Source organism: Acidimicrobiales bacterium, from assembly GCA_036378675.1.
Lineage (GTDB): Bacteria > Actinomycetota > Acidimicrobiia > Acidimicrobiales > Palsa-688 > DASUWA01.
Genome location: DASUWA010000072.1, coordinates 1 through 12,849 on the forward strand (window position 1 = coordinate 1; position 12,849 = coordinate 12,849).

General features: G+C 63.9%; 14 protein-coding genes and 1 tRNA gene. 11 read left to right on the top strand and 4 right to left on the bottom strand.

Annotation, left to right across the window (positions count from 1 at the left end; genetic code table 11):
• Nucleotides 1-117 precede the first annotated feature (117 nt).
• Entirely contained in the window at nucleotides 118-906 is a 789-nt protein-coding gene (locus VFZ97_20090; protein ID HEX6395740.1) for a hypothetical protein, read from the top strand.
• Nucleotides 907-966: 60 nt separating this feature from the next.
• Here the strand turns inward: VFZ97_20090 and VFZ97_20095 are convergent, their stop codons facing one another.
• Nucleotides 967-1,893: an ACP S-malonyltransferase gene (locus VFZ97_20095; protein HEX6395741.1), complete on the bottom strand. Its 927-nt coding sequence runs from the start codon at nucleotides 1,891-1,893 to the stop codon at nucleotides 967-969.
• Nucleotides 1,894-1,965: 72 nt separating this feature from the next.
• Here VFZ97_20095 and VFZ97_20100 point away from each other — a divergent pair, with 72 nt between their 5' ends.
• The 3 genes from VFZ97_20100 to VFZ97_20110 all read left to right on the top strand — a co-directional run bounded on the left by VFZ97_20100 (nucleotide 1,966) and on the right by VFZ97_20110 (nucleotide 4,753).
• Complete coding sequence (locus VFZ97_20100; GenBank protein ID HEX6395742.1) at nucleotides 1,966-3,198, top strand: hypothetical protein; 1,233 nt, start codon at nucleotides 1,966-1,968, stop codon at nucleotides 3,196-3,198.
• The gene (locus tag VFZ97_20105) at nucleotides 3,195-3,602 is read left to right on the top strand and encodes an OB-fold domain-containing protein (protein HEX6395743.1); all 408 of its coding nucleotides are present in this window, start codon (nucleotides 3,195-3,197) and stop codon (nucleotides 3,600-3,602) included. The genes VFZ97_20100 and VFZ97_20105 overlap by 4 nt, the downstream gene beginning before the upstream one ends.
• 68 nt (nucleotides 3,603-3,670) lie before the next feature.
• A complete protein-coding gene (locus VFZ97_20110) occupies nucleotides 3,671-4,753 on the top strand; it encodes an acetyl-CoA hydrolase/transferase C-terminal domain-containing protein (protein HEX6395744.1) in 1,083 nt (360 codons plus the stop codon).
• A gap of 171 nt (nucleotides 4,754-4,924) precedes the next feature.
• Here VFZ97_20110 and VFZ97_20115 read toward each other — a convergent pair whose 3' ends face one another.
• Entirely contained in the window at nucleotides 4,925-5,167 is a 243-nt protein-coding gene (locus VFZ97_20115; protein HEX6395745.1) for a DUF2630 family protein, read from the bottom strand.
• Between VFZ97_20115 and VFZ97_20120 the strand changes: the two genes are divergently transcribed.
• Nucleotides 5,120-6,193 carry a sigma-70 family RNA polymerase sigma factor gene (locus tag VFZ97_20120; GenBank protein HEX6395746.1) on the top strand — a complete coding sequence of 358 codons (1,074 nt, stop codon included), beginning with the start codon at nucleotides 5,120-5,122 and terminating at the stop codon, nucleotides 6,191-6,193. The two genes, VFZ97_20115 and VFZ97_20120, sit on opposite strands and share 48 nt — an antisense overlap.
• A 14-nt stretch (nucleotides 6,194-6,207) precedes the next feature.
• Nucleotides 6,208-7,581 carry a glutamate--tRNA ligase gene (gene gltX / locus VFZ97_20125; protein HEX6395747.1) on the top strand — a complete coding sequence of 458 codons (1,374 nt, stop codon included), beginning with the start codon at nucleotides 6,208-6,210 and terminating at the stop codon, nucleotides 7,579-7,581.
• A gap of 13 nt (nucleotides 7,582-7,594) precedes the next feature.
• Here the strand turns inward: gltX and VFZ97_20130 are convergent, their stop codons facing one another.
• The gene (locus tag VFZ97_20130; protein ID HEX6395748.1) at nucleotides 7,595-8,845 is read right to left on the bottom strand and encodes an adenylate/guanylate cyclase domain-containing protein; all 1,251 of its coding nucleotides are present in this window, start codon (nucleotides 8,843-8,845) and stop codon (nucleotides 7,595-7,597) included.
• 56 nt (nucleotides 8,846-8,901) lie between these two features.
• On the opposite strand from VFZ97_20130, the gene VFZ97_20135 reads away from it, so the two are divergent.
• Nucleotides 8,902-8,973 (top strand) — tRNA-Gln (locus tag VFZ97_20135).
• A gap of 104 nt (nucleotides 8,974-9,077) precedes the next feature.
• On the top strand, nucleotides 9,078-9,803 hold the full coding sequence (locus tag VFZ97_20140) for a hypothetical protein (protein ID HEX6395749.1): 726 nt from the start codon (nucleotides 9,078-9,080) through the stop codon (nucleotides 9,801-9,803).
• Nucleotides 9,804-10,005: 202 nt separating this feature from the next.
• Here the strand turns inward: VFZ97_20140 and VFZ97_20145 are convergent, their stop codons facing one another.
• Complete coding sequence (locus VFZ97_20145; protein HEX6395750.1) at nucleotides 10,006-10,650, bottom strand: site-specific integrase; 645 nt, start codon at nucleotides 10,648-10,650, stop codon at nucleotides 10,006-10,008.
• 181 nt (nucleotides 10,651-10,831) lie between these two features.
• Between VFZ97_20145 and VFZ97_20150 the strand changes: the two genes are divergently transcribed.
• The 3 genes from VFZ97_20150 to VFZ97_20160 all read left to right on the top strand — a co-directional run.
• Nucleotides 10,832-11,026, top strand: coding sequence for a hypothetical protein (locus tag VFZ97_20150; protein ID HEX6395751.1), 195 nt, complete (start codon nucleotides 10,832-10,834; stop codon nucleotides 11,024-11,026).
• Between the two features lie 120 nt (nucleotides 11,027-11,146).
• Nucleotides 11,147-11,407, top strand: coding sequence for a single-stranded DNA-binding protein (locus VFZ97_20155; protein HEX6395752.1), 261 nt, complete (start codon nucleotides 11,147-11,149; stop codon nucleotides 11,405-11,407).
• 582 nt (nucleotides 11,408-11,989) lie between these two features.
• Nucleotides 11,990-12,849 (top strand): hypothetical protein (locus tag VFZ97_20160; protein ID HEX6395753.1); only part of this gene is annotated, 860 nt, incomplete at its 3' end.

Here is a 12,849-nt window from a genome sequence, read left to right on the forward strand (position 1 = left end):
GGACATAACGGCGTATTTTTGACAAAGGGGAGCATTCCAGCTTTCGCCCTTTACTCGGCCGAACCGACGTGAGAGAGTCAAACCAGACGGGACGTGAAGTGGTAGGTGGTAGGTGGCATGTCGGTGCGACTTGACGACACGATTCGGGGGCCGAGGGAACAACTGGCACGGAAAGCCACGCAGCTTCGCGCCGCCGCCCACCGCGAGCGGGAGGCCGCGGCGCGCGCTCGTGCTGCGGCGAAGGCCGAGTGCCTGGATTCGATCGGGCTGATGAGGCGAGCCCGCCAACTCTTCTTTGACCGCCACGGCACGTTGGTTTCCGCGTGGTCGGGCGAACCTGGTCCACAACGGGCACCAGTGCAGTTGGTTGACGGTCACGCCAACAGCGCGGGATTGCGAACCGCGATCGATCATCTGTTCAACGTGACGGCGGATCTGTCGAGCGTCGTCACCCTAAACGAAGACGCCGAAATCGACCGCAGGTTGCGCCGGATCATCGACCAGACCGAACAGGTGATCACGTGGGTGCGAGTCGCCGTAACCGAAGACCGGCCTCCTCCGTCCGGCAATCACAACGGCGACGCGGGCGACAGGCATGAAGCACATCCTCCTGGGGTGACCTGCGAACGCTGCGGTTCCGTTATCAGCGTTGCTGAGGCGGCCCATCCCACTGGTATGGGTCGATGGGTTCACACGGATTGCCCGGATCCGGGGGGTACCGTCGAAGTCGTCCAGGTCGGCGAATCGCTCCGGCAGGCGAGCCATGTGATCGATGCCGATCTCGACTCAGCGTTGGCCAATCGTGATCCGGTCGCCGTCGATCTGTCAGAGGCCTCTCAGGCATTACACCGGGCCTTGATTGCCCTCGACACGACGCTTGTCAAGATGGTTAAACCCGTAGTCTGACGGGTGGCGGGTCGGATCTTGTAGTCGCTCCGGTGGAACCCTGTGGCGGTTATCCGACGGTCATCGGGAGACGCCTTCCAGAAAGCCGGTCAATCCATCAAGGTCGTCCGGAGTTGCGACGTTCGCCCGTTGTGAGTCATCGACCGTCCGCTTGACCATGCCCGACAATTCAGTGCCAGAGCCGAGCTCGAGGAAATGGGTCGCGCCGAGCCGTTGCAATAACAGCAGCGACTCGCGCCAATGGACCGGGGAGACCAGCTGCGCAGAAAGCAGATCGACCCAGCCCGAACGGTGGGCGCTCGCGTCGACGTTGGCGACCACGTCCACTTCCGCCTCGTGGAAACGTGCGCCGGCGAGGGCATCGCCGAGCCTTTGCTGCGCCGGCGCCATCAAAGGAGAGTGGAACGCTCCACCGACCGGCAACGGCATGACCCGCTTCGCACCGAGTTGACGCGCCGCCTCCCCGGCCGCTTCGACCCCGGCGTGGGTGCCGGCGATAACCACCTGCCCGGGCGCGTTGTCGTTGGCCGGCCATGCGCCCTCGACCGAGGAACAAGCCTTGGAGACCGCGTCGGGATCGAGTCCGAGCACAGCCGCCATCGTCCCGGGAGCAGAGTCGGCTGCGATTTGCATGGCTTCGCCTCGCTCGGCGACAAGCCGCGCGCCTTCTTCCGGCTCGAGAGCGCCGCCGGCGACCAACGCGGTGTACTCCCCGAGGCTGTGGCCGGCTACGGCTCGAACCGGCTTGTACTCGAGTCCACTCGACCGCGCCGCGCGAAGCGTCACGATGCTCAGGGCGAAGGCCGCGAGCTGAGCGTTGCGAGTTTGCCTCAGGGTCTCGGCATCCGCGTCGAGTAGCAACCCCGCGACGTCGCGGCCGGTCGCTGCGGAGATTCGGTCGACAACGCTCCACGCCGGATGGCCCTTCCAAGGCTCTCCCATTTGCGGGCGCTGTGATCCTTGGCCGGGAAACAGAAGTGCGAGCACGGAAAGAGACCCTATTCGCCCTGGGCGTCGCGGTTAGGCGCAGCGACGACAGCCATCGCTAAGGTGACCGGCGTGACTGTGCGAGGGGGAAGAAGACCCGTCATTGCCGGCCTCGGGCTCACCGAGATGGGAGCGGTATACGGGCGAACCGCGACCAGTTTTGCCACCGAAGCGATCCGCCTCGCAGTCGCCGACGCCGGCCTGGCCCTGACGAATGTTGACGGGCTGCTCACCTCGAACGGCACGACCGGAGGAGTCGGGCTCGGGCTGCAGCGTGAGCTCGGTCTCCACGATCTGCGCCTCCTGTCCGAGATGCAGGGTTTCGGTTCAACGGCGGGGTCGATGGTTCAGTTCGCGTCGATGGCGGTGCAGGCGGGGATGGCGGAGGTGGTGGTGTGCGTTTTTGCGGACGCGCCACTCCGGCCCGGCCGTTCAGCCGGTGATGTCTATGGAGCGAGACGACGTCCCGAGACCCTTACGGTGAAGCCGGGCGGGTCGGCGAGCGACGAACCTCCGCCGAAGCCGATGCTGCATGGATGGAGCGGCTTGCTCATCTCCGCCGGTGCGATCGGAGCCAACACGCTTTATGCGTTGGCTGCACGCCGGCACATGAACCGATTCGGTACGACGACCGAGGACTTCGGCAACATTGCCGTCGCACAAAGGGAGTGGGCGGCGCTCAACCCGATCGCGTCAAAACGCGATCCCATTACCCTGGAAGATCACCGGAACTCGAGACCGATCGCCGATCCGTTCCGGTTGCTTGATTGCTGCTTGGTGTCCAACGGTGGGGTAGCAGTTGTTGTCACGTCGGAGGACCGCGCAGCCGATCTACGGCAACCACCGGTGTACGTGAACGGATGGGCGCAGTGCCACCCCGGCCGTCTCTTTGAACATGACGAAGACTTCGGGATCGTTACGGGTGCGGCCCGCTCCGGACCGGCAGCTCTCGAGATGGCGGGCGTCAAGCTCCAGGACATCGATGTGGCCGAGCTGTACGACTGCTATACGTTCACCGTTCTGGTTTCGCTCGAGGACTACGGGTTCTGCGAAAAAGGCGAGGGGGGACCGTTTGTATCGAGCGGGGCGATCGGGCCGAACGGCCGGCTGAAGCTGAACACCGGAGGCGGCCAGCTTTCCGGTTACTACATGTGGGGCATGACCCCGCTGTCAGAGGCGATCATTCAGGTCCGCGGGCACGGTGGTGACCGCCAGGTCGAGCGCCACGATGTCGCCCTGGTTAGTGGCAACGGCGGCATCCTCGACCACCACGCGACTCTCGTGCTGGGAACCGGCCCGTCATGACGCTGCAAGCCGTCGGGCGTGACGACGCAACGGAGGAATTCTTCGAAGGAACCGCTTCCGGGATCTACCTGATCCGCCGATGCGCGCCCCACGACCACGCCTCGAAGCCGCAAGCGACGCTGTGCCCGGTGTGCAGTTCGGAGGACCTGCGGTGGGAGCCGGCTTCCGGTCGGGCCAAGCTGGTGAGTTGGGCGATCATGCCGAGCAAGCCGGCTGAGCCCGAGGAGCCGCTCCCTGGCGCCACCGTCGTTGCGATCGCGGAGCTCGAGGAAGGGCCGTGGATGTGGGCCCAACTCGTCGGCGGCGAAGCTGTCGAGCTGCACGAAGGACTGGCGCTCCGGATCGCCTTCGAACGCCCTGCCGGGAGCGAGGCGATTCCTGTGCTCACCCCCGCCAACCTTTGATCCCGGAAGGGCGCGGTCGCCCGCTCATCGTCTTGGCCGACGGGCCTGACGGCCCATTGATCGACCCGGTGGACGTCACAGAAGCAGCCCGGATCGCCGAGCCGGAAGTGCTGATCGGCTGGGTCGTACGGGACGCGCCGTGGATGGCTACGACCCAACTTCCGGTCCGAACTTTCTTGACCGGGCAAGGGACGAGAGCTGCCGTGGACGCAGGAACGGTCAGCACCTTCCCGGCGAGACTTTCGGCGATCCCGGGTCTGCTCTCCGGGCGCATGAAACCAGAGGTTCTGGTGGTTGGCGTTCACGAGAGCAGCGCCGGTTTCACGCTTGCGCACAGCCCGGGTTTTGTGGGGACGGCGATGGGCCAGGCGAGGTCGGTCGTTGTCGAGAGGTGGCAGGGCGACCCGATTCCGGGAGCCCCGGTCGTTTCCGCCGAGGTCGTGGCGGTCTTCGAGAGAGAGGATCCGCCGGATCCGCCGCCGCGGAACGAGCCAACCTCGGTGCACCACGGGATCGGCGAGCTGGTCGCGAGCTTGATTCCCGAAGGTGCGACGGTTCAGTGGGGGCCAGGCGTTATCGGGTCTTCCGTGATCGCCTCGCTGCGCCGGCCCGTCCAGGTCCGCTCCGGGCTCGTGACCGACGAACTGGTGTCGCTCGAGGAGGCCGGGCTGCTCCAGGGGACCGCCGAAGCCGCGTATATGTGGGGAGGCCCGGCGTTGCGTGGGATGCTGGAAGATGGCCGGCTGCGGCTGTGCGGCATCGAGCACACCCACGACCTGACCGCGATCTCCGCCGTCGAAAGTTTCGTCGCCATCAACACCGCGCTCCAGGTCGGGCTCGACGGGGCCGCCAACGTCGAGACGGTCAACGGGAGGATCGTCTCGGGCGCCGGCGGGCACCCCGATTTCGCCGCCGGCGCTTCTCGGTCCCCCGGGGGGTTGTCCATCGTGGCCCTGCCGTCCACCGCGGGGGACCGCTCGACCATCGTCCCCGCACCGGAGCGGATTTCGACCCCCCGCGCGGACGTTGACGTCGTGGTGACCGAGCACGGCATCGCCGACCTGCGGGGGCTCGACGACCGGGCCAGGGCGGAGCGGATGATCGAGGTCGCCGCACCCGAGCATCGGGACTGGTTGGGCGAGCACACCTGACTTCGCCCGAGCCAGACTCAACCCGCTCCATGGGGCCAGTAATTAGGTGCATTTGGATTTTCTGGTGCAAACGCGACGCGAAACAGCCCTAGTCGTCACGCAAAACCCATTTGTCCCTCAAAAACCGGCAGCCAGCGGTCCTGCCGGCCCCGGCAGTCGGAAGACTCCCTCCTATTGCTGGTAGTGCTCGACGACCTGGGCGGGACGAACCTGAGCCTCTCCAGGGTCCTGACCAGCGTTTCTGCGGGCGCGGCGCTGCCGGAGCAGGTCCCAGCACTGGTCAAGCCTCACTTCGATGTCTTGCAGGCGCGCCCGGTCGTCTTCGTTCAACCCCTCCGCGGCATGAAGGCGCTCCAGCTCGTGCTCTTGTTCGACGAGCTGATCGATCTGCTGGACGATCTCGGTGTCGTTCATCAACTCTCCTGTCTCGGCGATTGTGCCCTTTGTCACACACCCAATACGGAAACGCGCGGCATAATGCATGGCCCCCTGTGGTTATTTCTCATTGCAATGAATCAGTCTGTTTCCCACTCCCCCGATCTTCTAGGGCTTTACCTCGACGAGGCCGGTAGCTTCCCGCTCCTGACCAAGGCCGATGAGATGCGGCTCGGCCAGATCATCCAGGATGGCCAAGCTGCCCAGGCGACCCTGGATTCCGGCGAGAAGCTGACCGCCAAGCAGCGGCGCGAGCTGCGCGAAAAAGTTTCCGCAGCTGAGGAAGCGACCACCGAGTTCATCAACTCCAACCTACGCCTGGTCGTTTCGGTCGCGCGCAAATACCAGTGGTCGGGTCTGCCGCTGGGGGATCTCATCCAGGAAGGCAACCTCGGACTGATCCATGCCGTCGAGAAGTTCGACTGGCGGAAGGGCTTCAAGTTCTCGACCTACGCCACGTGGTGGATCCGCCAGGCCATTGGCCGGGCGGTGGAGAACACCGCACACACCGTCCGCGTGCCGGCCCACGTCGGCGACGAGATCCGCCGTGCCCGGCGACTCCAGTCCGAGCTGGAGCTGCGACTTGGCCGCCCCCCGACGCTCGCGGAACTGGCGCAGGCACTCGACACCACCGAGCAGACCGTCGCGGAGCTGTTCCGCTACGACACGGATCCGATGAGCCTCGATGTCGCGGTGGGCGAGGACGGCGACACCAGCCTCGGCGATCTGGTCGTGAATCGGGCGGCCGAGTCTCCGTTCGAGTCGGTGGCGGCCGGGATGCTGCCCAGCGAGGTGGCAAGGTTCCTCACCCGACTGTCTGACGAGGAGGCTGAGGTGCTGCGCCTCCGCTACGGCCTCGACCGGGGCGAGCCTCGTACCCAGGGCGAGGTCGGCCAGGCGCTGCAGCTGACCGCCGAGCGCGTCCGCCGGATCGAGCGCGACGCAATCGGAAAGCTGCGCCGGCAGCTCGTCGGCGGCGATGCGCACGACCTTCTGGCCAGCTAAATAGCCTTAACCGCGTGACCGACGCCCCGCGCGTCCGTATCGCGCCGTCACCGACGGGTTACTTCCATGTCGGGACGGCGCGAACGGCGCTGTTCAACTGGCTCTTCGCCCGCCAGACCGGCGGCACGTTCGTGTTGCGCATCGAAGACACCGACACTGGCCGCAACCGGCCTGAGCACGTCGAGGGCATCCAGTCGGCGATGCGGTGGCTGGGGCTCGACTGGGATGAGGGCCCGTATTTTCAGTCCTTGCGACGCGCGCGGTACGACGATGCGATTGAAAAATTGCTCGCCGCCGGCGCCGCTTACGCCTGCGACTGCACAACCGAGCAGGTTGCGGCGCGAGCGAAGGAACGGGGTGGGCCGCCGGGTTACGACGGTTACTGCCGGGATCGCGCCGTGGAGCCGGGCCCTGGCAGGCTGGTGAGGTTCCGGACTCCCGACACCGGAGAGACGTCGTTCGACGATCTGGTTCGCGGCCGGGTCACCTTCCAGAACGCGGTCATCGAGGACTTCGGAATCCGCAAGTCGAATGGGGACCCTCTGTTCATCCTCGCCAACACGGTTGATGACTCCGAAATGAGGATCACCCACGTGATCCGCGGCGAGGATCATGTTTCCAACACTCCGAAGGGTCTCCTTCTCTGGGATGCTCTCGGGTACGGCATGCCGCCCGTCTTCGCGCACCTTCCGTTGCTGCTGAGCGCGGCCCGCAAGAAACTCTCGAAGCGGCGCGACAAGGTGGCAGTGGAGGACTTCCGTGACGAGGGCTATCTGTCAGAGGCGTTCCGCAACTATCTGGCGCTTCTTGGTTGGGCCCCACGCGACGACAAGGAGATCATCACCGTCGAGGAGATGATCGCGGAATTCCGGCTCGAGGATGTCAAGAGCGCCGGCGCGATCTTCGACGAAGTGAAGCTGCGCGCGGTGAACTCGGAGTACATGCGAGCAATGTCGGTAGCCGAGCTGGTAGAGCGTGCCGCAGCCTGGCAGAGAAATAGGTGGGAGCCAATCGCGTCGCTTGTCCAGGAGCGCGCTCGGACCCTCGCCGAGGTCTACTCGATGACCGACTTTCTCTACTTGCCGGAGCCGGTCATCGACCAGGAGGAGTGGGACAAGTCGGTGGCCAAGCAGCCGGCGTTCGCAGCCATCCTCTCTGCAGCCGAAGCTCGTTACCTCGACATCGAATGGACTGCCGAAGACATCCACCAGGCCACCCTCGCCGCCGGCGAGGCCGCGGGCGTTGCGAAGCCTCAGCAGGCCCAGGCTCCGATCCGGCTCGCTGTAACCGGTCGATCGGTGGGACCGCCGCTATGGGAGTCCCTCGAGTTGCTCGGACGGGACCGAACCCTGGAACGGATCCGCAAGGCTCTGGGCCGTTTGGGCTAACGAACTTCGGAGATCAGGCCTGCCACTGGACCGGATAAACGGTCCTGCTGCCGGACATGCCTTTGAGATCAACTTGTCTCGGCTCTCCGAACTTGAACTCACCAGTCGGATCGGTCAGTTCATAGAGCAGCGCCGAAACGAGAATCTCACCCGGACGGGCAATGTCGCTCAGGCGGCTGGCGGTGATGACCGTCCGTCCCAGCAAGTCCCCCCCGTCGCGAATCGGTTCCCCCGCGTGCAAACCGATGTGGACTCGAATCGGCTCGTCGGGATGCTCGGTGCAGTACTTCTCGAGTGCTTTCTGGATCCCCACTGAGCAACGGAGAGCGCGCGTTGCGCTGGAGAAAGCGACCATGAACCCGTCACCCTGGGATTTGACCTCTTGGCCTCCATGTGTTGCCAGCTGCTCGCGGAAGATTGCGTTGTGTGCCCTCAGGACCTCATGGGCGGCAAGGTCGCCAAGGCGCACGTTCATTTCGGAGTACCCGACGATGTCGCTGAACATGATCGTGACCGTTCCCTCAGGGGCGCTCGACCCACTGGCCCCGCCCAAGGCCGGCACGATCTCCTGTATCTCCGACAACTCGATAGGGGCAGGCGGAGTGGTGTCGGCGTCGCCGGTGGATTTTTCCGCTTCGCCTCGGGTGCGCTTCGACCGAACGCTCACTCCGCCCATGATCGGGAAGGCCCGTACACAGATGACCGGGGAACCGGGCAGAACCGGGACGTCCGCGACCTTCAGTTGCTTGCCGCCCATGATCGACAGTCCGGATAGTTCGACCGCGATTCCTTCCGGGACGACGATGTCGATTCCGCCCATCACGGCGACCGCGGTGACTTGCACTTCATCTGCCTCGATTTGAGCCTGGCGAAAGTCGAGTTCGCAGCCGCCCATGACCGCAACGGCTGTGACCGACTTCCCGACCCGCCATCGGCCTTTCGCCTGGCTTCCGCTCATTATGGCGACGACCCGACGGCGTACGGCGCTCAGCCTCCTTTCGGGAACGGTGGACGGGGCTGTTTGAACAGCAGTGGTAGGCAGATCGGAGACCAGCATCTCCAACTGGCCCCGGGTGCGTGCGGCGAGGGCCACACCCACCCGATCGGCGAACTCGTCCAGGGTCAGGCGCCCGTCGGTCACGTGCTGCCGGAGCTGCCCCAGAGTCAGTTCCCGATCCGCGTCGGATGCCCGGATCTCCGGTGTCAACTGCTCCCACTCGTCGGGCACGCAACCAGTCTTGCCGCCCGGGAGATCAGCCGCCACGGATCACCTCCCGTGTGGCCGGCCTGCGCTCAACGACTAGAGTGCTCGGGAACCCTTCGGGGGTGGTGTAATCGGCAACACGACAGGTTCTGGCCCTGTTATTGGGGGTTCGAGTCCTCCCCCCCGAGCAGCGCCTCCGGGGCGAAACCGCAGGTACATGGGCTGCACTTTCTGGCAGGAATGTCACGAAGTGCAGTTCGCGATCAGAACTTGATCACAAGGAGACGGGGCAGTGACTCTGCTGGTTGCTTTGAAGTCCACAGACGGGATAGCGCTCGCCGCAGACAGCCGGGGAACCTTCGGTGATCCCCGGGGGATTACCGCTCAAAACGACTCGCAACAGAAAGCCCGGGTGCTGGCGCCGCACGTGGCCGTCCTCCAGGCCGGTACTGGCGACGTCGGTACCCTTCTGATCCAAGAGGTAACGCAGCAGATCCAAAATGCAAATCTCGATGGAGTGACGCCCGTCATGGAGGTACTGCGCAGTCACTCTCGCCAGCGTTACAACGAGTGGTTTCCGAGCGTTCCCGCGATCCCGGCGCCGGCGCTGGCGCAGATGGGTCAAACGGCGACTCGGCCGGATCTCGTTTTTATCGTCGCTGGCTACGAGGTTGGAAGCGGCGGCGCAGATGCTCAGAAGCTCTACAGCCTCGGCTCACAGTTGGATTTCTCTCCGATGCTTCATGATTATGGGTTCGCAGTTCAGGGCGTCGCCCAATACGCCCTCTACCTCTTAAATCGTCTGTACGAACCCGGTCGAACGGTTCAAGAGATGACGGCGCTAGCCGCTTACGTGATAACCGAGACCGCAAGCCAAGATGGAAAAGTAGGCGGACCGGTGAATTTGGTAACAATTTCAGAACAAAATGGCTGTGTACACTTGTCAGCTCAAGAAGTAGAGAACATCATCCGAAGTAACGAGGCTAGATCTAGGGGCCTTAAGGGACAGCTTTTATGAACGAGGGGACGGAAGTGCGAGCACAAATAGTGGCGGGGCCGACACGGGAGGAGTCTCCGACTCCGCTGTATCAGGTGACGCTGCCTAACGGTGCCGTACTAACGAATCCCTTCGAGTTCGGAACTGATCGCTGGCTGGATTACTCGGAGGTCGTTGTCAGCGAGGGCGGCTGGGTCCTAACACCGGGAGCCGTCCGGCCCCTTTAAGCGCCGAAGATCAGCGCGGCGACCTTCTCGGCCGCGTCGGTCTGCATTCCCTTGACCACGTGTTGATAGATCGTCCAGGTCACCATCGGGGAGGAGTGACCGAGCCGTTTCGAGACGACAGCGACGTCGACACCGGCAATCAGAGCGAGAGTCGCCCAGGTATGGCGGAGATCGTGCAAGCGGATGGTCGGCAGCTCCGAGAACCTTTCTTGGCGTCGCCGGCGGTCGAAGGTCTTGGAGAAGCTTTCAGGGTGGTAGGGGCGCCCGTCCGGCCGACAGAAGATGAGATCGTTGTCCTGGTAGCCAGCGCCCAGCAGCAGCCTCTCCTGAGCCTGCTTGGCCTTCCAGGTACGAAAGGCGGCAACGGTGGTGGCATCCAGCTCGATCACGCGAGGCTTATCCGTCTTGGTGCGAGGCGCGATCCGACCTTCTCGACCCTTCCCGCTTGCCTTGGTCAGCGGGATAACGGTCTGGCGGATGGAGGCGACGCCTCGTTCAGAGTCAAGGTCGATCCAGCGGAGCCTCAGCACCTCAGCTCGGCGGGCGCCGCTGGTGGCGAGCACGAGCCAGGGCCAGTAGTAACGGTCGCCCTCGCAAAGGGACAGGAAGCGGCGGAGCTGAGACCCGCTCCAAACCTGCATTTCGGGCGGTTTGGCGGCCGATGCCGATGGGGGAGTGGCACGGTGGCGGGATTGACGACGAGCCGCTGCCACTTCACCGGGTCGTCGAACGCACCCGAGAGGATCGTATGGATGTAGCGACCGGCGCTCCCGTGCGTCTATCCGCTTACCTACCCGATCGCTGAACGGTGGCTCTCGGACGATGGGACTGTACGCGGTGCTCTGGAGTGCGGACGACATTACCGACGCCGAGCCCGAGCGCGCTGACGAGATGCGTGCCGAGGTGAAAGAAACACGAGCCGCCCTCGACGCAGGCGAGGCCGTGCTGTTGGACGAGCCGGCGCTCCGCGCCCGTCTGCTCATCGCACTCGACGCCTGGAAGGAGGAACCCGAGTGACTGATCCCGTGGACGTCGCCAGAATCGGAAACCTGACCGACCACCCGGAGCTACGCCACGGCCAATCCGGCAAAGCGTTCACTAGCTTCGGACTGGCATACCGTCCCAATGCACCCAAGGGTGAGCCCGAACCCGAGACGACGTTCTACGAGGTTGTGCTTCGGGTCTCTCGCCGAGCACGTCGCCGCGTCGCTGCAGAAAGGCGACCGTGTCGGTGTCGTGGGCAAGGGCGAGGTCGAGACGTGGACCGGGAAGGATGGCGTCGAACGACACAAGAAGGAGATCCTGGCCGATGGTGTCGGGCCCGACCTTCGATTCGTCAAGGTCGGGGTGAACCGCCGACAGCCTGCACAGCAGGGTATGGACGAGGAGCCGTTCTGACAGCGCGGGCACCCGGGTCCCGCGATCGAGTCGCGCAATCTAGAGCCGGCGTCCCCGTATCAAATGCTGGGTGCGTGACGTCCAGCGAATCGCTGGAAACATATCGACAAAATTTGCGGCCGACCACCCGTCAAAGTGGCGACGTCGTGACTTAGTGGGGCGTGGTTCGGATGCGGCGTTTGCCAACGGCAACCTCTCTGCCGTGTCTTTGGACACATTCCAGTGACCATTGGACAAAGTCGCATGACAAGTGCACGAATCCGATGTAGAAACCGATCTTGAAGTAGCGAGGGGACTCTGGCATTTGTTTTGCGCCAGAGATTGGGGTTCTCGTCGAAGCCACCCTAGGAGCAGGTGGACCCCAGAAGTTTTTGGCCGGAAGAGCTGAGAATGTGGGGAAGTCCATGCACAAGCGGCTGTGTGATTCAGCGCGCCCTTTGAGTGGTTGGGGGGTTAAGAACTCAATGGGGTGGAGGGAGCGGTCCGTTGACTCTCTTCGATAGCCGTCCCAGTCCCACACGTGGCCGTCTATGGATTGGAGTGCGTAGTCGTTTACGGACGCCGATTTCAGCGATCCTCTCGGTGGCACTAATTGCAGGGATCACCGTTGGAGTGTTGTCCGGTCCCGCCCCCGCTGACGTTCCCACGCTTACCGGCACGTTCTACGGCAGCGACAACGGCGTCTACTACCTGCAACAGAACGGCAACGACGTCTGGTGGATGGGTGAGAGCGTAGACGCTGGCAAATCCGCTAACCAGGTGTTCAGCCGAGGCTTGGACTCAACCAATGTCTTCCACGGCACAGTGCAGGGGTCGACGTTGGTTGGCAAGTGGGTCGAAGTTAGCCGAGGGACTTCGCTTGGTGCTGGCACTATCTCGCTGACTATAGGCACATTCAGCGGCGGCGGCTTCGGGCCTGCGGCGCTCACCCTTGCTAGCGGTACCTTCCGCGGCAGCACCACGACCAGGTGGCTCCAAGGGAAGCCTGTCAACGACTTCAACTTCATCTCGGACAACACGACCCTCTATGGCGACTTCTATAACCGCTTCCTCGCGACGATCAAGTCTGGGGCGGCCGACACGAGCACTGGACAGCCGGGTTATACGCTCGGCGATACGCACAACCCGGACGATCTCCGTCCCTACCGCGACCAAACGGTGTTCTACGGCGAACTCCGGACCCGAAATTACTCGAGCGATGAAACCCCGCACGCCAACATCGCTCCAGGGGCTTCCCGCGACATCTCGAATTTCTGCAATGTCAACGACGGTGATCTCGACCTACGGATGGCGGTCGACACCGGGAGGCTTCCCACCGACTTTCCCGGCCAGTCCCTGGCGAAGTACGACCCTGGCTTCGGATGGGGCAGCACAAATGCCACAGATGAAGGCGAAAATGGCTACGACCATCAGGATGTGTTACCAAAACTCCTCAACGTCGG